Source organism: Paenibacillus sp. NPDC058177, assembly GCF_042883835.1.
In the GTDB taxonomy this organism is placed as follows: Bacteria; Bacillota; Bacilli; order Paenibacillales; family Paenibacillaceae; genus Paenibacillus_AQ; species Paenibacillus_AQ agri.
Genome location: NZ_JBHVVB010000006.1, coordinates 17,874 through 41,177 on the forward strand (window position 1 = coordinate 17,874; position 23,304 = coordinate 41,177).

At 42.9% G+C, this 23,304-nt stretch carries 18 protein-coding genes; all 18 read right to left on the reverse strand.

All coding sequences use genetic code 11. The features are described 5' to 3' along the window. Positions 1-738: 738 nt before the first annotated feature. Positions 739-1,683: an RluA family pseudouridine synthase gene (locus ACFVU8_RS21755; protein WP_387430529.1), complete on the reverse strand. Its 945-nt coding sequence runs from the start codon at positions 1,681-1,683 to the stop codon at positions 739-741. Positions 1,684-1,700: 17 nt separating this feature from the next. Then, positions 1,701-3,002 (reverse strand): glutamate-1-semialdehyde 2,1-aminomutase, encoded by a 1,302-nt coding sequence (gene hemL, locus ACFVU8_RS21760; RefSeq protein WP_175370278.1) that lies wholly within the window; start codon positions 3,000-3,002, stop codon positions 1,701-1,703. 240 nt (positions 3,003-3,242) lie between these two features. Next, positions 3,243-4,241, reverse strand: a complete 999-nt coding sequence (gene hemB, locus ACFVU8_RS21765) for a porphobilinogen synthase (protein ID WP_175370279.1) — start codon at positions 4,239-4,241, stop codon at positions 3,243-3,245. Between the two features lie 530 nt (positions 4,242-4,771). After that, positions 4,772-6,331 (reverse strand): uroporphyrinogen-III C-methyltransferase, encoded by a 1,560-nt coding sequence (gene cobA, locus ACFVU8_RS21770; protein ID WP_387430156.1) that lies wholly within the window; start codon positions 6,329-6,331, stop codon positions 4,772-4,774. Between the two features lie 6 nt (positions 6,332-6,337). Further along, on the reverse strand, positions 6,338-7,315 hold the full coding sequence (gene hemC, locus ACFVU8_RS21775; RefSeq protein WP_379469971.1) for a hydroxymethylbilane synthase: 978 nt from the start codon (positions 7,313-7,315) through the stop codon (positions 6,338-6,340). 3 nt (positions 7,316-7,318) lie between these two features. Continuing rightward, positions 7,319-7,966 carry a precorrin-2 dehydrogenase/sirohydrochlorin ferrochelatase family protein gene (locus tag ACFVU8_RS21780; RefSeq protein ID WP_379469973.1) on the reverse strand — a complete coding sequence of 216 codons (648 nt, stop codon included), beginning with the start codon at positions 7,964-7,966 and terminating at the stop codon, positions 7,319-7,321. Between the two features lie 6 nt (positions 7,967-7,972). Beyond that, on the reverse strand, positions 7,973-8,797 hold the full coding sequence (gene ccsA, locus ACFVU8_RS21785) for a cytochrome c biogenesis protein CcsA (RefSeq protein ID WP_066376924.1): 825 nt from the start codon (positions 8,795-8,797) through the stop codon (positions 7,973-7,975). 4 nt (positions 8,798-8,801) lie between these two features. Further along, complete coding sequence (hemA, locus tag ACFVU8_RS21790) at positions 8,802-10,199, reverse strand: glutamyl-tRNA reductase (RefSeq protein WP_379469979.1); 1,398 nt, start codon at positions 10,197-10,199, stop codon at positions 8,802-8,804. 373 nt (positions 10,200-10,572) lie between these two features. After that, on the reverse strand, positions 10,573-12,795 hold the full coding sequence (locus ACFVU8_RS21795; RefSeq protein WP_387430158.1) for an S-layer homology domain-containing protein: 2,223 nt from the start codon (positions 12,793-12,795) through the stop codon (positions 10,573-10,575). Positions 12,796-12,921: 126 nt separating this feature from the next. Further along, positions 12,922-13,572, reverse strand: coding sequence for a YdcF family protein (locus ACFVU8_RS21800; protein WP_387430160.1), 651 nt, complete (start codon positions 13,570-13,572; stop codon positions 12,922-12,924). 58 nt (positions 13,573-13,630) lie between these two features. Continuing rightward, positions 13,631-14,656, reverse strand: a complete 1,026-nt coding sequence (locus ACFVU8_RS21805; protein WP_387430162.1) for an SDR family NAD(P)-dependent oxidoreductase — start codon at positions 14,654-14,656, stop codon at positions 13,631-13,633. 17 nt (positions 14,657-14,673) lie between these two features. Beyond that, complete coding sequence (locus ACFVU8_RS21810; RefSeq protein WP_387430164.1) at positions 14,674-16,053, reverse strand: UDP-glucose dehydrogenase family protein; 1,380 nt, start codon at positions 16,051-16,053, stop codon at positions 14,674-14,676. A 60-nt stretch (positions 16,054-16,113) separates the two neighbouring features. Further along, positions 16,114-17,568, reverse strand: a complete 1,455-nt coding sequence (locus ACFVU8_RS21815; RefSeq protein ID WP_387430166.1) for a lipopolysaccharide biosynthesis protein — start codon at positions 17,566-17,568, stop codon at positions 16,114-16,116. 50 nt (positions 17,569-17,618) lie between these two features. Then, on the reverse strand, positions 17,619-18,527 hold the full coding sequence (locus ACFVU8_RS21820) for an ATP-grasp fold amidoligase family protein (protein ID WP_387430168.1): 909 nt from the start codon (positions 18,525-18,527) through the stop codon (positions 17,619-17,621). 118 nt (positions 18,528-18,645) lie between these two features. Further along, complete coding sequence (locus ACFVU8_RS21825) at positions 18,646-19,851, reverse strand: glycosyltransferase (protein ID WP_387430169.1); 1,206 nt, start codon at positions 19,849-19,851, stop codon at positions 18,646-18,648. 57 nt (positions 19,852-19,908) lie between these two features. Continuing rightward, a complete protein-coding gene (locus ACFVU8_RS21830; protein ID WP_387430171.1) occupies positions 19,909-20,994 on the reverse strand; it encodes a glycosyltransferase family protein in 1,086 nt (361 codons plus the stop codon). Positions 20,995-21,017: 23 nt separating this feature from the next. After that, the gene (locus ACFVU8_RS21835) at positions 21,018-22,133 is read right to left on the reverse strand and encodes an EpsG family protein (protein ID WP_387430173.1); all 1,116 of its coding nucleotides are present in this window, start codon (positions 22,131-22,133) and stop codon (positions 21,018-21,020) included. Next, on the reverse strand, positions 22,127-23,251 hold the full coding sequence (locus tag ACFVU8_RS21840) for a glycosyltransferase family 1 protein (RefSeq protein WP_387430175.1): 1,125 nt from the start codon (positions 23,249-23,251) through the stop codon (positions 22,127-22,129). Before ACFVU8_RS21840 ends, ACFVU8_RS21835 begins: the two co-directional genes overlap by 7 nt. Positions 23,252-23,304 lie beyond the last annotated feature (53 nt).

Here is a 23,304-nt window from a genome sequence, read left to right on the forward strand (position 1 = left end):
AAGCTCAGGAATTATAAATAAAAAGGGGAGCTGCATGTTGCACTGCATAGTAGACTTGTCAGAGCGTGTAGCACACATAGTGGACTCGTCAGAGCCTGTAGCACACATGGTGGACTTGTCAGAGCCTGTAGCACACATGTCGGACTTGTCAGAGCCCGGTGCAGGTCCTCACGACCTACCCTTGGAGCTTGGCACTAATTTAGCAGGAAAATCTCCCGTTAATTCTCCCCTTTCAAGAGTTTCGCTCGAATTTAAAGGAAATTATCCAGTTATTTCACCCTGTTATAAGAAATTTGGGGAGGATCTTAGAAATTAACGGGAGTGTTTCCCGTTATTATTTGGAAACCCTCCATTTTCGAAAATTAATAGGAGTATTTCCAGTTGTTTAAAGACTGGTGACATTCACTTCTACTTTACCGGATTCGCACGCACGTTGAAGGCAAGTGGCTTTGGGCTTGCTTATCTTTTGAACGTCTCTTGCCTGTCTCTTGCCCGTCTCTTGCCTGTCTCTTGCCTATCTCTTGCCTATCTCTCGCCGGTATCTTGCCCGTGTCTTCCCTATCCCTTGCTCCAAAAGGGGAAGCCGTCAATCACAAAAAAACATGGCGGTTCAGGAATCCTCCTGAGCACCGCCATGTTCTATTTTCCGCATTATTTTTAAGCAGCTGGGCTTACTTCTCATCAAGGAATATAACTATTTTGGGACAGTCCCCTAGTATTCTTATCCTCCCAAGTGGCTTACGCCTGCCAAACATCCATCAGCAGTTCGCGCAACTCCAGCATATCCGCTGGCCATGGGTCGCTGATCGCAAGCTCTTCTCCGGTCCAGGGGTGCCGGAAGGCCAGTAGCTCCCCGTGCAGCGCCTGACGGCCTGCTAATGAGCTGCTCCCCGGTGCCGCGCTGTCCCGCTTCCAGGCAGGCCCGCCATACAGGGCATCCCCAAACAGCGGATGCCCGGCATGGCTGAGATGGACGCGAATCTGGTGCGTCCGGCCAGTCTCCAGCTGCACACGCAGCACAGTGCCTCCGTGCAGCTGTTCTCGCCCGGTAATCAGCGTTACTGCAGGCTGACCGGTTGGCGAGACCCTTCTGCGTGCCGCATGATGCCGATCGCGCCCGATTGGGTCATCGATCACCTTAAGGCCAGGCGAAACCTTGCCCTCAGCGATGGCAACATAATGCCGCGAGATCAACTTGTCGCGCATGTTGCTGTCAAGGACGAGCTGGGCAAATTCATTCTTGGCATATAATACGGGACCCGTCGTGTCTTTATCCAGCCGGTGGATATGACGAACAGCAACCCCGCCCCCGGAAGCAGCATAATGCCCTGCAACCAGATGGTCCAGCGTAACCTCATTGCTGCTGCCATCAGGATGGACCGCCATGCCTGCTGGTTTGTGCACAACGAGGCAAAAATCATCCTCGAAGAGGACATCAAGAGGCTGCCACACGGCTTCAATCCCGGCCTCCCGGAAGGGAAAAAGGGCCAGCCGCAGCCGGTCCCCTTTTATCAGGATACCCTTCTCATGGCGCAGCCGCATATGCAGCTTCTGAGGCATGCCCACCGTAGTCAGTAGCCAATTGTCGATGGCGGCTTCCTTATCCTCCGCGCCTGTCAGAACCCGGCCCGGCATGGCTTCCAGCCACTCCCCGCGCTTAACCCAGGAACCGCCGCCGGTAATCCCCCCGTTCACCGCTGTCACAAAGCCTTCAGGGCATTGTAATGGCACTCGATGGTGTCATCAATATCCTGCTCACTGTGCGCTGCTGATACGAACATGCCCTCAAACTGCGACGGTGCCACATTAATGCCACGAGTCAGCATTTCTCCGAAATAACGACGGAACGTGTCGAGGCTGCTGGCTTTGGCCGTGTCATAATTGACAACCGGACCTTCAGTGAAGAATGGACACACCATGGAGCCCACCCGGTTGATCGTCAGCGGGATGCCGGCTTCTTCGGCATTTCGTTTCATTCCTGCTTCCAGCCTGGCACCCATTTTCTCCAGATGATCATATACTTCCGGGGTCAACAGCTTCAGCGTCGTAAACCCTGCTGCCATGGCCAGTGGATTACCACTGAGCGTACCCGCTTGATAGATCGGTCCGGATGGAGCCATCTGCTCCATGATCTCTCTTTTGCCGCCATAAGCGCCAACTGGAAGACCGCCACCAATGACTTTGCCGAAACAGGTCAGATCAGGTGTAATGCCGAAAAGACCTTGTGCACAGCTACGATTGACCCGGAAGCCAGTCATAACCTCATCAAAGATCAGCAACGCTCCATAGTTAGTCGTCACTTCACGCAGACCTTCCAGGAAGCCCGGCTGAGGCAAAACAACCCCCATATTACCCGCAATCGGCTCCACAATAATCGCAGCAATCTCTTCGCCAAACCGTTCAAAAGCCACTCTCACAGATTCCAGATCATTATAAGGAACGGTAATGGTATTCGCTGCCACTCCTTCCGGGACCCCAGGGCTATCGGGCAGTCCGAGTGTTGCTACACCAGAACCCGCTTTGATCAATAGACTGTCGGCATGGCCGTGGTACGAGCCTTCGAACTTCAAAATTTTACTGCGTCCGGTATAACCGCGGGCCAAACGAATGGCACTCATCGTCGCTTCTGTACCAGAGTTGACCATACGCACAATGTCTACAGACGGCACACGTTCAACTACGGTTTTAGCCATTTCTGTCTCCAATAAAGTAGGCGCACCGAAGCTGGTTCCTTTAGCTGCAGTCTCTTGCAGAGCCTGTACCACTTCCGGATGGGCATGACCCATAATCAGCGGTCCCCACGAACAGACATAGTCAATAAATGTGTTGCCGTCGATATCATAAATACGCGAACCTGCTGCACGATCAACATAGACCGGCGTCAGTCCTACCGATTTAAAAGCCCGCACAGGGCTGTTCACCCCACCGGGGATATACTGCTTCGCTTCATCAAAAGCCTTCCGGGAAGCCTCTTCCCGGCGCGCCAGTGGCACATTACCCATTCTATCTTCACTCCTGTTCATGAATATGTTTACACCCGGCAGACGCCAGATGTTCTTAGCACTTCGTTGCTTAGCATTTCATTGCTCACCCATACAGCTATTAACCATGCAGCCAGGGAGCCTAGACAAAAAGATGTTCATTGCTTCACTCGATGCATCAGTATAGACTATTAATCGCACAACTAGCGACTCTAGACAAGCAGATGTCCTTTGCTTTGCTTGTTGCATCAGTACAGCCTTTTAACCGCGCAACCAGCGGGCGGCATCCTTCGCAAAATAAGTAATGATAATGTCCGCACCCGCACGTTTCATACCAGTCAGCATCTCCAGCACTACGGCCTGCTCGTCAATCCAGCCCTGCTGGGCTGCTGCTTTGACCATCGAATATTCACCACTCACATTGTAAGCAACCAGCGGCAGATCAAACTGGTCACGGATCGTACGGATCACGTCCAGATAAGCCAGCGCAGGTTTTACCATCAGCATATCTGCACCTTCCAGTACGTCCGAATCCGCCTCACGGATCGCTTCCCGCAGATTAGCCGGGTCCATCTGATAGGTCTTACGATTGCCGAACTGCGGTGCAGAATCAGCAGCCTCACGGAACGGGCCGTAGAACGCCGAAGCATATTTGACCGAATAAGACATAATCGGCACATGCTCAAAACCGTTCTCGTCCAGCCCGGCGCGAATCGCCTGCACAAAGCCATCCATCATATTGGACGGAGCAATTATATCCGCACCAGCCTTCGCCTGGGATACCGCCGTACGAGTCAGCAGCTCCAGTGAGGCATCATTCAGCACGTCTCCATGCACCACACCATTAACAGTATGGGTATGGACCATACCGCAGTGTCCGTGGTCTGTGAATTCGCACAAACATGTATCAGCAACGACCAGCAGCTCAGGGTACCACTGCTTAATCAGACGAGTTGCCTCCTGTACAATACCATCCTCTGCGAACCCGGAAGAACCGATGGCATCCTTGGTTTCTGGAATCCCGAACAGCAGAACTGCCGGAATTCCCAGCGCTGCAATCTCATCAACCTCTTCCTTCAAAGTATCCAATGAAAAATGATAAACCCCTGGCATGGAGCTAATCTCATTCTTCACACCAGTCCCGTACGTCACAAAAATCGGCTGTATAAAGTCCAGTACATTCAATACCGTCTCGCGCACCATTCCGCGAATCCCAGCGGTGCCACGCAGACGACGGTGCCGCATGATTGGAAAACTCATATCGATCCCTCCGAATAGGTTAGTTGTGTTTTGTGTTTTGTGTTTTGTGTTTTGTGTTTTGTGTTTTGTGTTTTGTGTTTTGTGTTTTGTGCGTTATATGTTTTGTTGTTCGTTATATATTTTGTTGTGTGTTGTTGTGTATTTTGTGTTATAAGTTGCATACAGAGCGCCTTAAAGAAAGGCTTACTCTCTTAGTATGGTTATCCTCAACAGACTAAACTGCTAAATTACTGTTAACAAAGCTAAATCCCAGCCAGAGTAGCTATATCTCATACAGAGTAGCTATATCACAGCCAGAGTAGCTGTATCTCATACAAAGGTAGTCGGATGAAAATAAAGGCAAAAATGTACCTTATTTTTAGCTAAATCATGTATTTCTGGATATTAAGAGCAAAAATGCACCTTAATTCCCCATATTAGCAGTTCTCAAACGCCAATCTAAGAAATTAAGCGACATTTTTGCCGTTAAATGCTGAATAAGCCTAACTTCAATCAAATTAAGGTACAGATTTGCACTTATTTTCCCAAGGCTATATAGACTGAAGCCTTGTCCGGGTCTCTGCATTCCAACGGCAAAGCTCCTGCACCAGCGCTTCCAGCGTTGATTCTTCTGCCAGAAGTCCCGGGGTTAATCCGGCTTCTACCGCGGTTTTTTGGGTTAGCGGACCGATACAGGCCACCTTAACATTTGCTAATAATGGTAGTGGGTCCTGCACACCCATCCGTTTCAGGATGGTCAGGAAATTACGTACTGTGGACGAACTGGTGAAGGTAACGGCATGTATGCGGCCTTCCTCCAGCAGCTTGAGCAGTTCATCATCGTCCTCGCCAGTGACCACCGTCTCGTACGTGTCGGCTTCCGTCACTTGCAGGCCCAGCTCCTTCAGCTTGTCCGGCAGCCAGTCGCGCGCCAGATCGCCGCGCGGCAGCAACACCTTCTGGCCCGGCTGCAGCTCGGCGCCGAACTTCTCGACCATCCCTTCCGCCTGGAACCGCTCCGGAAGGGCTTCGCTCACCAGGCCGCGCTGCGCCAGCGCCCTGGCTGTCGCCGGCCCCACCGCCGCAATCCGCGCGCGGTACAGCCGCCGGATGTCCGCCCCCAGCTCCTCCAGGTGGCGGAAAAAGAACTCCACGCCGTTCACACTCGTGAAGAAGACCCAATCATACGCCTCCAGCGCGCCCAGCGCTTCGGCGATGATGGCCTTCTTCTCATCGCCCTCCGGCATGATCGTCTCGATCACCGGGAACTCGTACGGTTCCCCGCCGAGTTCCTCAATGCGGTCCACCAGCTCGCTAGCCTGACTGCGCGAGCGGGTGACCAGGATGCGCTTGCCGAATAGCGGCAGCGCCTCCGCCCACATCAGCTCCTCGCGCTGCAGCACGACATCGCCAACAACAATCACCGCCGGCGGCTGAAAATCCGCCGCCCGCACCTTGGCCTCAATGTCGGCCAGCGTGCCAACGAGCGTCTCCTGCTCGGCACGAGTGCCCCAGCGCACGAGGGCCACCGGTGTCTCCGGCGGTCGGCCATGTTTGATCAATTGATTGCTGATATATCCGATTTTGGCCACACCCATCAGGAAGACGAGTGTACCCGTTGCATTTGTTACTTTATCCCAATGAATGGAATGATCCAGCTTATCCGGGCTTTCGTGGCCCGTGATGATCGACAGGGAAGAAGCATGATCCCGGTGCGTCACAGGAATGCCAGCGTAAGCCGGAACACTGATTGCCGAGGTAATGCCAGGGATGATCTCGTAAGGAATGCCATGCTGACGCAGCAGTCCCGCTTCCTCACCCACCCGGCCAAAAATCGTCGGATCGCCGCCCTTAAGCCGCACCACCGTCTTTCCTTGTGACGCAAGATCTACCAGCAGCTGGTTGATTTCTTCCTGCTTCATCGTGTGGCGGTCAGGCAGCTTGCCTACATAGACCTTGTCCCCGCCCGGCTTCATCTTCTTCAGCAACCTTGGACTAGCCAGCCTGTCGTACACCAGCACGTCCGCTTTTTGGATACATTCGAGTCCTTTAACCGTGATCAGCTTCGCATCCCCGGGTCCTGCACCTACCAGATAGACCTTCCCCGTCATTTCCCCTCATCCCCTTGCTTCAGCCAGAATCTTCTCCGCTCCCTTAGCAATCAGCCGCTGCGCAACCTCTTTCCCAACCTGCACCGGGTCATCCCCTGTACAAGTCTCCTTCAGGATCGTCGAGCCGTCCGGTGTTCCCACCATTCCTGTCAACGATATCACAGGCCGGCCCTGATCCGCTGTGCGTTCAACAACATTTTGCTGCTCTTCCCCACATTCATTCAGTACGGCAAAAGCACCGATCGGCACCTGACAGCCGCCGTTTAGCACCCCAAGGAACGTCCGCTCCGCCGTCACCGTCACAGCGGTTTGAGGATCGTTATACAAATCCAGAAGCTGCCGCAGCTCGGCATCATCCTCACGACACTCAATGCCCAGCGCGCCTTGCCCGACAGCGGGCAGACACACTTCCGGCGGCAAATACGCGCTGACCCGGTCCTGCCAGCCCATCCGCGCAAGTCCAGCCGCCGCCAAAAGGATCGCGTCATACTCCCCGCTCTCCAGCTTGCGCAGCCGCGAGTCAATATTCCCGCGGACCGGCTCAATGACCAGATCCGGCCGCAGCGCCGCGAGCTGGCTGGAGCGCCGCAGGCTGCTCGTCCCGACGCGTGCGCCTGGCGGCAGACTCTCCAGGCCCGCGCCATCCCCGGTGATCAGGCAGTCACGCGGGTCCTGGCGCTGCGGTACAGCGCCATTGATCAAGCCTTCCGGAAGCACGGCAGGCATGTCCTTCATACTGTGTACAGCCATGTCGATTTCTTTGTTCAGCATAGCCTGCTCAATTTCTTTGACGAAGAGGCCCTTGCCGCCCACCTTGGACAGCGTAACATCGAGAATTTGGTCACCTTTGGTGACGATTTTCTTCACTTCAAACGTAAATTCCAGTCCATGCTCCTCACTCAGCCGCTCCAGATCGGCAATCACCTGTCCGGTTTGTGTCAGTGCCAGTGCACTTTGTCTGCTGCCCACAATAATCTTTCGCATTCTTTATTCCTCCCGGTTGTCGGCAATCCAGGTGTCTATGACCTCCGGACTCCACTCTATAAAGGTTCCCTGTCTCATCTGATCCAACACATCAAGCCCTTCCAGCCTGCGGAGAAGCTGCCTGCGAACCGACGAAGATGGCTCCCTGCGCTTAATCTCTCCTCGCATCCGGTACAGAAAATCCAGATAGGGCTCGTATTCATCACCCAGTAACTCCTCCAGCTGTTCCCTGATCTTTGTGACCGCTCCGGGACCGGCTCCCGATGCGGATACGGCAACGGTTAACCTCCCCCGCCGAAGAACAGCAGGTGTAATAAAAGTTCCGGCCTCCCCATGACTGACCACATTCACGGGAACCCCCTGCACTCTGGCCTCATGAGCCACTTCCCCATTCACCTGCTCATCATTGCTAGCCGCATATACGAGAAAGGCTCCGCGGGTATCACCGGGAGCATAGTGGCGGCTTAGCCAGATCAAGCGACCTGTTTCAGCGAGTACGGTCAATGCCGCTGTCAATTCAGGACTGATTACCGTGATTACCGCACCGGCTTCCAGCAGACCAAGCACCCTGCGTTCCGCTACAGCTCCGCCGCCGATCACAACACAGTGTTGTCCTGAACAGTCCAGCATTATCGGCAAATAGAGTGGCATGTGATCTCACTCCCCGCCCCAGCGGTGGAAATTCGACCAGGAGTTCAGCAGGAAGTTGAGGATAATGAATCCATATCCTGAGATAGCCCAGCGGGCCATCAACACTCCGCTATTCTGACCAGACCGCTTTAATATAAGATAAGCTATGTAAATCCCCAGACCGATCAATGTCGTCAGCACTTTTAAATCCTGAAACAACATCAGACGTCCTTCTACGACAATTGAAAGTCCTGCCATTACTAGCGAAAAGACCAGTAACGGGGTTCCAGCCAGCACCGAATAATAAGTGTATTTATCAAGCACCTCAAGGCTTGGCAGACGGCGAATTCTGTCACTCCACTTCTTGTTCTTCAAGCGGGAATGCAGGAACAGATACATGATCGCAAACGCCGTCCCCAATGTCAGTGCCGCAAAGCTCAAATTCGCCAAAATAATATGCACGGCCAGCCAGCCGTGTACCGCACTCCAGCTCTGTAGCGTATGATCCTCGGCCGTTAGCCAGACCCGGTTGAGCAGGAATACGCTAAATCCCGCCACGCTGAGCAAAAGAATCGTAAACTCCGATCTTCGTGTCAATGCTATCCCAAGTGAGGTCAACACAATACTGAACGAGAACCAGAACAAGAAATCATACGGGGTAAAAATCGGCAGCCCGCCCTCCTCGGAGAAGCGGATACCGAGGCCCGTAAGCTGAAGCAGGCTGACAACAACAAGAAGCCCTGTGCCCAGCCGTTTTTCACTCGGACTCCGCCGAAGGCAATCCGAGAAAACAAACAGCAGGCTCAAGGCATACACCAGCAGAGCGGCATCATATATTCCGTTCAACAGCATCTGCTCACCTGCCCAGCAGGCCAGCCGAAGCAAGCGTTGTTCCTGGCAGTACTACATTGGCAGCTGCGCCTGTTACTTGTTTACCATGGGCCGGATTGGTAGATGGGGATCCTCCACCCTGCGGGCCTTCATCGATATGACCCTGCAGCGCGAAGATTTTAGAGAAATAATCCAAGGCTTCACTTCCCTGCTTGCCCCCGGACATCTCCTTGATCACATTAATCGGATCATGCATCATCTGGTTCACGATGCTCTTCGTCAAACGGCGGATTACCTTGCGCTGATGATCATCCAGCTCCGGCAGCTTGTTGAACAAGCTCTCCATCGTCTCTTCATGAATCGCATTCGATTTATCCTGGAGCGCACGGATCACCGGACGAACACCCAGCGTCTTGAGCCAGAGCTGAAACTCGTCCATTTCCTCACCAATCATGACCTCGATCTTGGCAGCTTCGCTGCGGCGCATCTCCAGATTGTTCTCTACAATGCCCTCCAGATCGTCAATATCATACAGGAACACACCGGATACATTGGCCGCCTCGGGATCAATATCCCGCGGAACCGCAATATCAATCATGAACAGCGGCCGCGAAGGGCGGCGCTTCATGCCTTCCGCTACCTGCTGGGCCGTAAGCACATAACCTGCTGCCCCCGTAGAGCTGATCACAATATCGACCTCATCGAGATGCTTCAGCGCGTCCTCAATCGTGCTCGGCTTGCCAGAGAACTTCTCGGCCAGTTCTGCCGCCCGCGACAGTGTGCGGTTAGCTACAATCACCTCGGCAGCACCGCTGCTATAGAGGTGCTTCACGGTTAGTTCGCTCATTTTGCCGGCGCCAAGAATGAGTACTCTTTTACCAGTGAACATGCCAAAAATACGCTTGCCCAGCTCCACAGCCGCATAGCTGACCGACACTGCGCTCTCGCCGATCGAAGTCTCACTATGAGCCCGCTTGCCGAGCGTAACCGCCTGCTTAAACAACTTATTGAACCACGTTCCCGTAGCCCCTTCACCCTGTGCAGTCAAAAAAGCGCTGCGCACCTGTCCCAGGATCTGCGTCTCGCCTATTACCATTGAATCTAAACCGCAAGTCACACGGAACAAATGTGCGATCGCCTGCTCGTCTTCATATATATACATATGCTGCGTAAATTGCTCACTTCTTACCCCGAACCACTGTTCCATGAAGCTGCGGATGAAATATCCGCACATATGGAGACGGTCCACGACCACGTATATCTCAGTCCGGTTGCAGGTGGCAACTACGACACCCTCCAGAACGCTCTTCGTTCCCATTAATTGGTGAAGCGCTTCCGGTAAGTCTTGTTCCGCAAAAGCGAACTGCTCCCTCACCTCTACGGGCGCCGTACGATAATTCAGTCCAACGACGACGATGTGCATCGCAAGTTCACCATCCTAGTCTCATTTATTGCTGTAATCACTGCTGTGTCACGATCTCATACTCATTCTGAATGACGACTCTTTCACATCATCCATAAACGCTGTGTTAAGTATATCACACGAAATTACGACTTTTTACATATTTTTTGAACGGTTTATGAACTCCAGATAATAATTATTATAAATAAAAACCAATGGAAATTCTATGGTTAGGATGGGGAAAATTTGTTTTTTTTATTAGTGATTCACCAAACTGCCTCAAACTAATCTGTCTAACAAATTTCTGCAAAAAAAACGGCGAAACAGAAGTTGCTTGCTTCTGTCCGCCGCTTGCCATAAGCCGGAACTTAGATATTAAGAAATGAGGTTCCGATTATTCTTTGGCCTCTTCCGGTGTATATACTACCGTTTTTTCAACCGTTGTAAACTTACCATATTTGTTAGTAACCTTGAAGATAAAGCTGTTACTGCCTTCCTTAAGCGTGACCATCTTGTTGAAAGAGCCATAGCTGCCTACCAGTTGATCATTAAGATAAATTTTCGGAGAGCTGTCATTGGCATCTGTAGTATTACCGCTTAACGTAATCTGTCCATTACTGGTCGTCTCAGGAATGTAGTCTAATTGAAGCTCTGGCGCAGCAATTGTAAATACTACAATCTTTTTGATCGTTGCTGAGCTTTTGCCAAGATTATTTGTTGCCTTGAAGGTAAACACATTCTCGCCTTCCTTAAGCGTAACTGTCTTGTTGAAGGAGCCGTAGCTGCCTACCAGTTGATCATTCATATAGATCTTCGGAGAACTGTCATTCTTATCTGTTGCCGTCCCGCTCAGGGTGATGGTGGCATCATTGCTGGTTTCCGGTACCAAATCCAGAACAAGCTCCGGTCCACCCACAGAGAAGATAATCTTTTTGGTAATCGTTTCTGAGATTTTGCCAAGACTATTCGTTGCCTTAAAGATAAACACGTTCTCGCCTTCCTTAAGCGTAACTGTCTTATTGAAGGAGCCGTAGCTGCCTACCAGTTGATCATTCATATAGATCTTCGGAGCGCTGTCATTGTTATCTGTCGCCGTCCCGCTCAGGGTGATGGTGGCATCATTGCTGGTTTCTGGTACCAGATCCAGAACAAGCTCCGGTCGGTACGACAAGAAGGTAATCTTCTTGGTGATCGTTGCCGAGCTTTTGCCAATATTATTCGTTGCCTTAAAGGTAAACACATTCTCGCCTTCGTTAAGCGTAACTGTCTTGTTGAAGGAGCCGTAGCTGCCTACCAGCTGGTCATTCATATAGATCTTCGGGGAATTGTCGTTCTTATCCGTTGCCGTACCGCTAAGCGTAATGGTGTTTTTATTCGTCTTTTCAGGAGTAGCATCAATTACCAGATTCGGTCCAGCCAGTGAGAATGTGATTTGCTTCTCCACCACTGCTGTTTTACCGTACTTATTCTTGGCAGTCACAACGATCTTGTTGACTCCCTCTTTCAGGAGAATATCCGCACTCCACTCACCGTTATAAGACACATGTACACCTTTATCGTTGATCCATACTGTCGCAGGCGAATCACTGCTGTCTCTAACCGTACCGCTGATTTGCGCGGATGGCTTATTGGTCGTATCAGGCGCTTGAACGGTCAGCTTCGGTCCCGTTGTCTCGAAGGTAACCTGTTTCTTTACGATTTTGGAGCGTCCGTTAGGGAGTACAGCCTTGAACACAAACTCGTATACTTTCTCCCCTTCATCCAAACTGTAGGCTTCCGCAAAAGAACCGTTGTTGTTCTCCACTTCATCCTCATTAATGTACACCTTGGCGTCCGCATTGACTTTGCCCGTAATCTTGATCGTCGCTTCGGATACGTTAGCAGGCACCTGAACATCCAGTTGTACATCTTTGCTCGCATTGGTGTAAGAGGACTTCAGCACCCGATACAGCAGCGTAGCCACAGAGGCTCTGTTAATTGGAGCGCTCGGCTTGAAGCTTCCATCCGGGAAGCCTTGAATCAGCTTCTTGTCCACCGCCACGGCTACCTCTTGGGCAAGCTGCGGAGAAATATCACCATAGTCATTGAACTTCCAGCGCAGTGCGCTCTCCGCATCCACACCTTCAGTAGCCAGACCCATAGCCCGCACCAGCGCTACCGCCACATCTTCACGGGTAGCCTTCGCCTGCGGATCAAAGAACGGCTTGCCCTTCATAGGGAAGTAACCTGTCAGGTAGTCCTTGGAGGACTCCACATATTTATAGGCCCAGGAAGAGGGGGACACATCAGAGAACGTCTGCTCCTCAGCTTCCACCAAATCCAGACCAAACGTCAACGTAATCAGCTTTGCCAGCTGCTCACGTGTAATCGGCGCTTCAGGCTTAAACGTACCATCCGGGTTCCCGGTAATAATCCCCTGACTAGCCATACTCTCAATCGCTTCATTCGCCCAGTATGTAGTCTTCACATCAACAAAAACATATGAGCTGCTCTGCTGCACAACCGTAGCTGCGTTAGCAACCCCGCCAAAAAACAGACTAAGCAGCATCAACCATACTGCCGCATAACGAATACTTTTCCCCTTCACTACCCCATCGCCTCCACTATCTTCATCCATAGTTCTTCTACTCTCAGTATCTATCATCTATCAAGAGCAGAGAAGGATTTCCAAGGAATTATTATACAGGAAGTGGGTCAAATGTAATAGGTGTAAGGACACAAAAGACCCGATCCCGGAGAAATCTCACCGAAACCAGGCCTTGATCTGATTAAGCACATCCTTCGCTTCTGGACCGTTATATCCAAAGGCATTCCCGATCATCTTCACATATTCATTAAATGTCGTCTCACGACTGTAGCGATCTCCCCACCAACGCCCGGCGTGGTAGCCAGAATCGGAGCCTATATACGTAAGCTCAATCCCCGATTTCTTATACACACGATCAAAGATGAATTTCACTCGCCGCATGTGAAAATCGGAGGAGACGACAATCGCAGAGGTAAAACCGTACTCCTTCATTATTGGAAGAGTGAACTCAGCGTTTTGATAGGTGCTTTCTGCCTCTTTCTCTGTTAGGATTGCATCTTGCGGGATGCCGAGGGCGAGAGCGCTTTGGAGCATATCGCCTGACGAGCTAATTGCTTCCTTAGCATTAGACAAGATTAGATAAGGAGCATAGCCTTCCTTGTAGAGCTTGGCTGCTTCCTCCAGACGGCCCGGGCCACCGCTTAGGGCGATGATGGCCTTGGCTTGTTTCGGTGTTTGGTTGAGGGGGAGGAAGGGGCCGGCAGTGAGGAAGGCTGTGAGCAGCAACAAGAACATCGCCAAAAGAAGTACGTAAAGCGAAATAGATCTTTTTCTTCTCGTTTTCAATTTAGCTGTATTGTTATTCATGTTAAAATCCTATCCCACATACGCAGTAAAATAAAGCTTATTTTTTAGGTAATCAGTATTATCTGACTTCATAATACTCTACATACCAGTCAGTAAATTTTTGCAATCCTTCCTCTATGGAGGTCTTCGGCTTAAACCCTACAGCTTGTTGTAATAAATCTGTAGAAGCATACGTAGCAGGTACATCTCCTGGTTTAATTGGCTCAAATACTTTATTAAATGTCACCGTCCTACCAGTGGACTTACTTAAACATTTCTCTAGTGTTTCAATAAACACCATCAACTTCTCAGGACTGTTATTTCCGATATTGAAGACCTTATGTGGAACCGCATCCGAAGGTGCTTTACTTAAAAGCCTCTCGATGCCCTCTATAATGTCGTCTACGTATGTAAAGTCTCGATAAAGATCGTTCTGAAAATCACCGTTATTAAATATCTTAATAGACTCACCAGCAAAATATTTCTGAGTAAATCCGAAGTATGCCATATCCGGTCGACCCAATGGTCCATAAACAGTAAAGAAGCGTAATCCAGTAGCCGGTATCTTATAGAGATGACTATAGGTGTGCGCCATTAATTCATTTGACTTTTTGGTAGCTGCATAGAGCGATTCTGGATGATCTACAACATCTGATTCTTCAAAAGGAACCTTTTTATTAGATCCATAAACAGAACTGGATGAAGCATACACAAGATGATCAACTGGATAGTTTCTGCAAGCTTCAAGGATATTGAAAAAACCCATAATATTACTTTGAATATAAACATCAGGATTCTCTATGGAGTATCGCACCCCAGCTTGTGCTGCTAGATTCACAACTATGTTCGGCTTATATTCTTCAAAGATCTTTGTAATCAAATCTTTATCTGATATGTCAGCTTTAATAAATTCAAATCGGCTAAATGATTGAAGTTGCTCTAGTCGAAAATGTTTGAGTTTAATATCATAATAATCATTAATATTATCAACACTAACCACCCGACAGCCTTGCTCTAATAACCTTTTCGATAAGTAAAATCCAATAAAGCCTGCTGCTCCAGTAATTAGATATGTTTTCGAGGTATCAATAGACACATTGCTCAACAAGCTATCCCCTTTCACTATCTTCCAATCGAATAATACTCAACACCAGCTTCTTCCATCTCTTGAATCCCATACAAATTTCTACCATCGTACACCAAAGGTGTTCTCATTAGTTCTTTATAAACTTCCGGCTTTATTTCTCTAATCTCTCCCCACTCGGTATAAACAAAACAGACATTAGCACCATCCAGAGCTTCTTGTATGTTTTCAACATATTTGATGCTTCCCTTGCCGTTGCGACCTTCTGGATACTTCTTAGAAAAATTAGATTTTCCTACAGGATCATAAGCATAGATTTCTGCTCCCTGATCTAGCAATAAAGGAACATTCTCAAGAGAAGCTGCTTCTCTTAAATCATCTGTCCCAGGCTTAAACGTCAGTCCTAACACCGCCACCTTTAGACCGTTAAATGTAATAAGTCTTTTGGATGCTTTCTTATAAAGGATTGTCTTTTGGTCAGTATTTACATCAATAGCTGCTTTAACTGTTTTTAGCTCATAACCATGTTGCCTTGCTAAGTATTCCAATGCCTTAGTATCCTTAGGGAAACAGCTACCTCCGTAACCAATACCTGCATTTAAGAACTTGCTTCCGATTCGTTCATCGAAGGACATACCTCTAGCTACATCCTCAATATCTGCTCCTACCAATTCGCAAAGATTCGCAATATCGTTCATATAAGAAATTTTAAGGGCAAGGAAATCATTAGAGGCATACTTAATCATTTCAGCAGATCTTCTCTGAACAGATACAATCGGAATATTGAACGGCTCATAGATCTTCATAAGGATATCTTCAGCCCATTTGCTATCTGTTCCAATTATGATTCTTGCTGCTTGGAGAGTATCTCTAACTGCAGTACCCTGCGCTAAGAACTCTGGATTAGATGCTACTTCAACTCTGATGCTCCTACCTGCACCGTTACTAGTAGTCTTCTCTCCTTCACGGGGAAGAAAATCATGTATAAACTGCTGCACTTTATCATTGGTGCCTACTGGAACAGTAGATTTAACCACAACAAGGCAATCTTTTTCTATAGTTTCTGCTATTTGTCTTGCTACTGTAGCTATGTATGAAAGATTAGCAGATCCATCAGGCTGCTCAGGAGTTCCAACTCCTATAAATATAGCATCTGCTTCTCTGTATGCTGATTTATAATCAGTAGTATATTCAAGTCTACCTGCTGCATAATTTTTTTGCATAAGCTCTTCTAAATCAGCTTCATAGATTGGTGAAACACCAGATTTCATTAGTTGAACTTTGTCTTTATCAATATCTACACAAGTCACTTGATGCCCGACTTCTGCAAAACAAACACCTGCTACAAGGCCGACATAACCAGTTCCTGCTACTGCTATTTTAAAACTTGTATTTTCACTTTCACACTCAATACTCATTTTAATTTCTCCTCAACAGAAATTCATTTTGAATTTTTCATTTGATAAAGCTAATATTTTTTAAAAACCGTTTTTCTTTATAATATTTTCGAAATATCTCAGGTCTTTCTTTGCAAATAAAAAAATTAAAAACCCATAAAAAATGATGCAAATAATAATTGAGAAAACACTCCAAATGACTGAATCACTGATTCTTTTCAAGATCATTGCTAAAATCCCCATTATCAAAGTGAACCCAAGAGGTTTAGTAGTATTATTTAATATACTCCTTGTAGAAAATTTCATAGAATAATTCATAATAAAGAAGCCCACAATAATTGCTTGGAATCTAATTAAAGCCCGGGCATATACAAACGTCCAAAATCCAAACTTTAAACTAATTAAACAAGTAGGTACTAAAAACGCCAAATGTATAATTTGCTGGATAAATGATAACTTTGGTTTTCCTTTTGAACGATATACCTCACTGTTTATATTAGAAAAAACAATAGAAAAGGCTGAAGTTAATCCCCAAATCCCAATAATATTACTCGCTTCTATCCACTTACTGCCTAACAAAATGCTTGTTGCTATATCACTAAATAAAAAGACAATTACACCTAGAGGAAGTGTGATGTAAGCAAGTATTTTTTGTGCTTTATAAAACATATCATTAAAAGATTTATTATCATTCTGAAGACGAGAAAGCGCTGAGAATAAAACTGTTGTCACAGTTGCTGTTATTATAGCCATCAATGAGTTAACCATGTTTAAAGATGTTTTGTATAACCCTAAATAATACATATTCAGAGCACTTGATATTATTAATGTGTCAATCCAAAGTGTAAACCAAATTGATATTGATTCAAATAACGACCAAACACTGAAAGATATCATTTCTTTTAATAATTTGAAGTCAAAAAAAAGACTTGGCTTCCATCTCGTTTTTATAAATATAACAACCGCATTTGATACCTGAATAGCAATAGTTCCTAGTATTATTGACCAATAGCTAAAACCATTTAATGCTAAAGGTATGGTTATTATTAATGGTATAAAAATGGATAACAGACGCATCTGAAACAAACTTTTAAAATCCAAATTTTTCTTATACAACGCCATTGGTATGCTTGAGAAAGCCATTAATGGAAGTTGAACACATGCTATAGCAATAACATTTCCCATATTAGGACTGCCGAGTAATCCAGCAAGGGGATTAGAGAATAAGATTATAGCGCCCCATAAAAAAAACGCGAGTAATAAATTAGTCCAAAACGCTACTGACACATTATTACTTTTTTCTTTCTCATCTTTAAACACATGTTGTATTATATACTTTTGAAATCCAGCATCTGAAACTAAATCTGCAAAACTGATGATCATACTTATAGTCGCAATAATCCCAAACGCCTCTGGAGCTATGATTCTAGCAAGAATCATATTAGTAATAGGAGTAATGAGCTTTGACAATACCTCTGTAAGTGTTGACCACTTTATAGCATTTTGGATCTGTAAGGATAATTCTCCATCCTTCAATGTTTTGCCTCTTTTCATCTTCCATATATTAAGTCGTAACTCACTTTATTCTATAGGGGCAAGGATATCCAATCGCCCAAGATCCTATCGTATTTTTCAGGATTGAAGCTTTCAAAACCTGACCCAGGATATAACGTCAATTCACCAAAATATAGCTTACCGTCGACTTCATAAAAGTCAACTCTTATAAATGGAATTTCCTTCGCAAATCTTTCTGAAAATTCAATCATTTTGCAATAATTTTGAGGTTTAGTGAATTTCATTTTGCTTTTTGGATAATATCTCTCGAAATCCATTTCATTCCAATCCAAATCATAAAAATCTACTTTTAATCCGTCGACCGAATTTCTATTTGAACATATAAAAGAACACTTTACTTTTCCATTAAAACACATAAACTTGTAATCTAGAAGTTCACTTGTAACATCGCTTTCTAAATACTCTTCACAAATAATCCTAGGTTTAATATTCTTGTATGGCCACTCTCTTCCATTAAAGAAATAATTTTTCTTAAGGCTTTTATTGAGCTTCTGTTGAGCAGAGGCTTTATCAAAAGAATACTTATTTTCACAAATTACAACCCCCCCTGAATCATGAGTACATTTCATTACAAAAGATTTCGGAAGTTCGTTAAAATCTATTTCCTCAAAACTATCATAAACTCCATATAATTTAACTAAGTACTCAGAGCCAATTGTTTTCTCAACTAATTTTCTGACTTCATATTTATCTACATAAACATTATAACGTTCTTGCTTATCATTGAGCTTCAACCATTGCAACTTTTCATTAAAAGTAATTGGGTTTTTCAAATTCAATTTTTTTCTTATTCTGAGCCAAAACATAAGTTTTAAATAAAATCTATCTGGAATTTTTTTTAACCATCCCTTATAATCTGCATACATAATTATTTTCCCAGGTTGTTTAATTGCAGATATTAGCCTTTTAAAAGTTCCCATCAATTCACCTCAAATAAAATTCTATTTAAATTATTCAAAACAAAATCATGTAAAAAAGCTTCTAAAAGTATCTTTTCTAAAATAAAAATAATAAACTCTAAAATTAAGGTAGTCCCCTTTAGGAACCACTAATTCTTTTAAAATTCTTTATTAATCTAGAATAATATTTATCCAAAGAGTTGTTATCAACTGTATAATTTTTATTGTTTTTAGTAATAAAGCTATAGTCTTCCTCAGAGAGATTATAGGCTTTTTCCAACTTATCAATAATGTCATTGTAATTTCCTATATCAAATGTATATCCCCTGTTATTAGCTAGCATTTCAGGTATTCCACCTCTATTACTGCCTATAACAAAGATCTCCATACTAAGCCCCTCCAGAACAGTGTTTGGGTAATTTTCCATCCACACAGAGGGTACTACTATTGTATGAATATTTTCCAAAGTTTTCATCATTTCAGAATAATTTAGATAACCGATATACTTTATTTTATTATTCTGCATAATTTTCTCGTTTAAAAAAGGTTTAACATCTTCAAAAAGCTTACCGGCAATTAAAAGTTCTACGTTTTTATTTTCCTGGAATATTTCAAAAGCATTTAAAAGCTCCATTATTCCTTTATTAATATTTACAGCACCATAATAAAGAAATCTTTTTGTATTAAAGTCAGTTTTTTTCTCAACATTTTTATATTTTTCAAAATCAAATGAATTGTTAATACACTCTATATCGTATCCATTTTTCTGGCATATCTCAGTTAGTTTTAAACTTGGCGCTATATATTTTTTTATGTTTTTTTTACGATATTGATGGATCTTTTTCCACAGCGTAAATCTCATCCTTTTAGGTAATGTATCTCCACATACTTTAATACAATTGTTATACTCTGATCCTTGGCATATAGTACCGTCTGGTTTTATGCATGTTCCTAAAGGACATACTGCAGAGTAATCACGTAATGTCTGTACTACTTTAAATTTCTCGACAGCTTTATAAACCGTGAATGGTTCTTTATTCAGATTATTCAAGTGTACTACGTCAGGGGAAAATTCCTTCAAAACTCTCGTAATATCCGCTTTCAGTTTTGATTTAATTTTAAGAATTCCAATACGATGCAAATTTCTTCTTATGTAATTATAATTAGTAGGTATATTTATAAAATTCTTTAAGGAATTGTATATCTGATCATTTTCAGAAATATTATTATCTAAAGTGATTAAATATACCTCATGTCCGTTTTTTTCAAGTATTTGTTTCTCTCTTAAAGTTTGTATTTCCGCACCACCATACACCAAATAATCATTAATAATTAATATTTTCATTTTTAGCTCCAATGTTTAATATTTAAAATAAGCAACTTTTTCAATCAAATCATCTTTCTAGTTGTTCATTAAAATTTCGAATATTTTATTACTAATAACTTCATCAGAATAATCAAATAATACTTTTCCAAAATCTTCATTTTTTTTCTGTATCTCATTAATTTCATCTAGATGGTTTAAAACATCTAAAAAATCTATAAATTCATTGAATTCATTTATTATTCCTGAATATTTATTTTTATAAAACATAAGAGTATTGTTTGCGCTTAAAATGATTGGTTTTTTCAGTTTAGCAGACTCAAAAAATATCCCACTTGTTTTATAATTGTATTTATTATCGTATGCTAATAACATAAAGTCACAAGTATGCATTAAATGATAATATTCTTCATCACTTATCCTTGAATTATATACCTTGATATTTTTTGACTCCAAACTATTTTTTTTACTTTTTATAACAATATACACATCATCAGGAATAAACCCACTCTTCTCAATTAGCTCTTCTATAAATTCTTCATTGTTACTAAGACTAGGCGCAAATATTACTTTTCTTTTTTCATTCTTTGGATTTTGCTGAAAAGAGTCTATTTCTTTTATATTCGGCAAAGGATGAGGTAGCGTCCATATTTTGTTTTTCACTCCAATCTCTTCTCTTAAATAATCCTCGATATATGGTTCAAGAACAATAATTTCAAGATTTTCATTAAGAAGAGTCCAAGCCTTTCTTTTCAAATAACTGTAATCAATATCCGAAATTGCATGATCTACAAAAACACATCTGCATTTTAGAAATCGAGAAACTAATGAAAACGAAATAATATCAACAGAGCTAAAAAAAACTAAATCGTATTTATTTAAATCTATTTTATCTTTTATCCACTTCAAACATTTTATTTGATTAATCCTGTATCCAATCTTGAAGAATCTTAGATTTTTATATTTATTTATCAATATTTCAGGTATATAGTTATCTGGGATAAAAATCATTTCGTTAACGTTAATACCGTTATTTTCAAAATCCAAAAAATCTCTTCTTAAAATCACATCAATTACCCCATGCTTACTCAAAGCTTTGAGGATCCCATAATTGTAGTTTTTGTGTCCCATAGGGGACATTAAATCAATGAATAATATTTTCACAAAATATCTCCTATCCTACGTAGTTAATAAACATTTACATCTAAATTCAGATTAAAAATAGTCTTAAAAGGTATGTATAAATCCCAATACACAGAAAGCACTGAATAATATCTCATTGCTAAATAAACAAAAAACACCAAAAAAACAATTATTTTAATTTTGTTATTCTTAACAACATTGAAGATATAAGGAATCAAATAAATTTGACACATCATAAATGGTAATGCCATCCTTGTTAAAGATACTGAATTCAGATAAGTTCCAAAATATAAAATCGCTCCAAAGAAAAATAAATTAAACATTCCTAAAAAGTGAGAATCTGATCTATCATTTCTCCAATAAATAAAAAGAAAAACAAATAATAAAAAAACAGTATTGATTAGACCTGCATATTCGCTTCCTTGTCTATCATTATAAATATAGTTAAACACTTTATATTCATAACTACCTCCCAAAATTTTTGAAAGTAGTATTAATATATCGCTTGAAAAATGTAATATCAAAGGAATTGTAATAATACAAGAAATAATCGTTATTTTAGTTAATCTAAAATGATAAATAAAATAGGCAAGAAAGAATATGATAGATGATCTGTGGAAGAGTGTGGCGATTATAACAAAAATTATGAATTGCACTTTTTTCTTATCCCTGATGTATATAATTGAGTGTAATAAAATTATATAGGCCAAAGTACTTCTTACAGTGAATATATTCCCTAAATATAAAGACCACATTATAAATAGCATTGTTAAAGGATATGTAACACCGTCGTCCTTAGATGCTGTAATAGAAGACAAATTAATAATTGCTTTTCTCTGGAAAATAAATACTATCAACGCACAAATAAAAAGAAAAAACGTATACTCCTTACTTATCAAGCTAACAAAATAGTTTAAATATTTATAGCCAACTTCAAACAAATTATTATTCTCTAGAGGGATATTTTGTATGTTCGAAAAAAAATTGAAATATGGATTCCAATCTGTACCTCTTTGCCATCTAATAGTTGATAATACCAAAAAAAATAAACTGATAATTGTAACTATTGTTTTTTTTATTTTCATTTGATATTTATTACTAAATATCTCAATGAATGATATTATTGAAAGACTCAGAAATATAAATATATATATCAGCATTTACTCAAATCCTCACCATGTAAGATCTTATTATATATTTCTTGTAAATAGCCACTTCCTTTAGTAATATCAAACCCGCTATTTTTTATATAGCTATTATAGTCCCATCTTCTAATAGTACTTTGAATTTTTATAGCTTCACTCCAGAGTTCATGCCCTTTATTTATCGGAAGGAATGTTACTAGATTAGATATTTTCACATCTGTTGGTACATTTTCAGAAACGTAACAGCTTAGTCCTGTAGCCTGAGCTTCAATTAAAACCATACCAAGTCCCTCGTTTTTGGAAGGGAAGATGAATACATCCATAGCCATGAGTAATTCATTAATATCTGTTCTTTCACCGAGAAAAAAGACCTTTTCTTTTAAATGAATAGGAATTTCGTTTTCAACATTTTTTTTAGTTTCCCCTTCTCCTATTAAGAGCAAAATGGAGTTATCATATTTTCCAGCAATATCCGCAAAGACCTTAATAACAAATTCATGATTTTTTTCATCCATAAATCTTCCGATATGTCCTAAAACAAAATTTTGTTTCACCCCTAATTTTTCCCGTGTTCTCTTTCGCATTTCTTCATTAAATTTAAACTCATCGATATTTATTCCACTGTAAATAACTTTACATTTTCCAGTCTCCTTAAACCTTTTACCAATTCCCCATTCACCTGCGCTTCTTGAGCAAGAAAAATAATGCGTTCCCACTAGACTAAGCAGTCTTTGTGAGATCCAATTTATAATCTTTTTCTTAAAGCTTGGGGAAATAAAAAAAGTATGTGTATGACATATTCTGATTTTTTTACCTGCTAAAAAAGCCATAAACATTTGTAATACACTCTCTATGTTCCCATGAAAATGTATAATATCGTATTCAGTATTTTTAAATATTTTATAAGCTTGAATTGCAGATTTAAATGGATGTTTCCGTCTAAAAGATAATTGATATACTTGTGACCCTAACGAAATAAATTCTTTTTCCACTAACGTTCCATCTCGATGTGTTAAAAAGTCAAATTGTATTGAATTTTTATCCATACTTCTATAAATATTTAAGAGGAATTTTTCAACGCCTCCCGTTCCTAGACAACTTACAACATGTAAAACTCTGATTTTCCTATCCATTATATATTCCCACATCGTTTCAAAGAATTTCATTTCCGGTTACATACAATAAT

What these genes read in the sequence shown, in the direction of transcription:
- ccsA (WP_066376924.1), bottom strand. Translation starts at nt 8,797, where the DNA reads ATGCTGTTGAACGGAATATATGATGCCGCTCTGCTGGTGTATGCCTTG.
- ACFVU8_RS21840 (WP_387430175.1), bottom strand. Translation starts at nt 23,251, where the DNA reads ATGGATAGGAAAATCAGAGTTTTACATGTTGTAAGTTGTCTAGGAACG.
- ACFVU8_RS21835 (WP_387430173.1), bottom strand. Translation starts at nt 22,133, where the DNA reads ATGCTGATATATATATTTATATTTCTGAGTCTTTCAATAATATCATTC.
- ACFVU8_RS21820 (WP_387430168.1), bottom strand. Translation starts at nt 18,527, where the DNA reads ATGGGAACTTTTAAAAGGCTAATATCTGCAATTAAACAACCTGGGAAA.
- hemB (WP_175370279.1), bottom strand. Translation starts at nt 4,241, where the DNA reads ATGAGTTTTCCAATCATGCGGCACCGTCGTCTGCGTGGCACCGCTGGG.
- ACFVU8_RS21825 (WP_387430169.1), bottom strand. Translation starts at nt 19,851, where the DNA reads ATGAAAATATTAATTATTAATGATTATTTGGTGTATGGTGGTGCGGAA.
- ACFVU8_RS21795 (WP_387430158.1), bottom strand. Translation starts at nt 12,795, where the DNA reads ATGGATGAAGATAGTGGAGGCGATGGGGTAGTGAAGGGGAAAAGTATT.
- cobA (WP_387430156.1), bottom strand. Translation starts at nt 6,331, where the DNA reads ATGACGGGGAAGGTCTATCTGGTAGGTGCAGGACCCGGGGATGCGAAG.
- hemC (WP_379469971.1), bottom strand. Translation starts at nt 7,315, where the DNA reads ATGCGAAAGATTATTGTGGGCAGCAGACAAAGTGCACTGGCACTGACA.
- hemA (WP_379469979.1), bottom strand. Translation starts at nt 10,199, where the DNA reads ATGCACATCGTCGTCGTTGGACTGAATTATCGTACGGCGCCCGTAGAG.
- ACFVU8_RS21810 (WP_387430164.1), bottom strand. Translation starts at nt 16,053, where the DNA reads ATGAGTATTGAGTGTGAAAGTGAAAATACAAGTTTTAAAATAGCAGTA.
- ACFVU8_RS21780 (WP_379469973.1), bottom strand. Translation starts at nt 7,966, where the DNA reads ATGCCACTCTATTTGCCGATAATGCTGGACTGTTCAGGACAACACTGT.
- hemL (WP_175370278.1), bottom strand. Translation starts at nt 3,002, where the DNA reads ATGGGTAATGTGCCACTGGCGCGCCGGGAAGAGGCTTCCCGGAAGGCT.
- ACFVU8_RS21800 (WP_387430160.1), bottom strand. Translation starts at nt 13,572, where the DNA reads ATGAATAACAATACAGCTAAATTGAAAACGAGAAGAAAAAGATCTATT.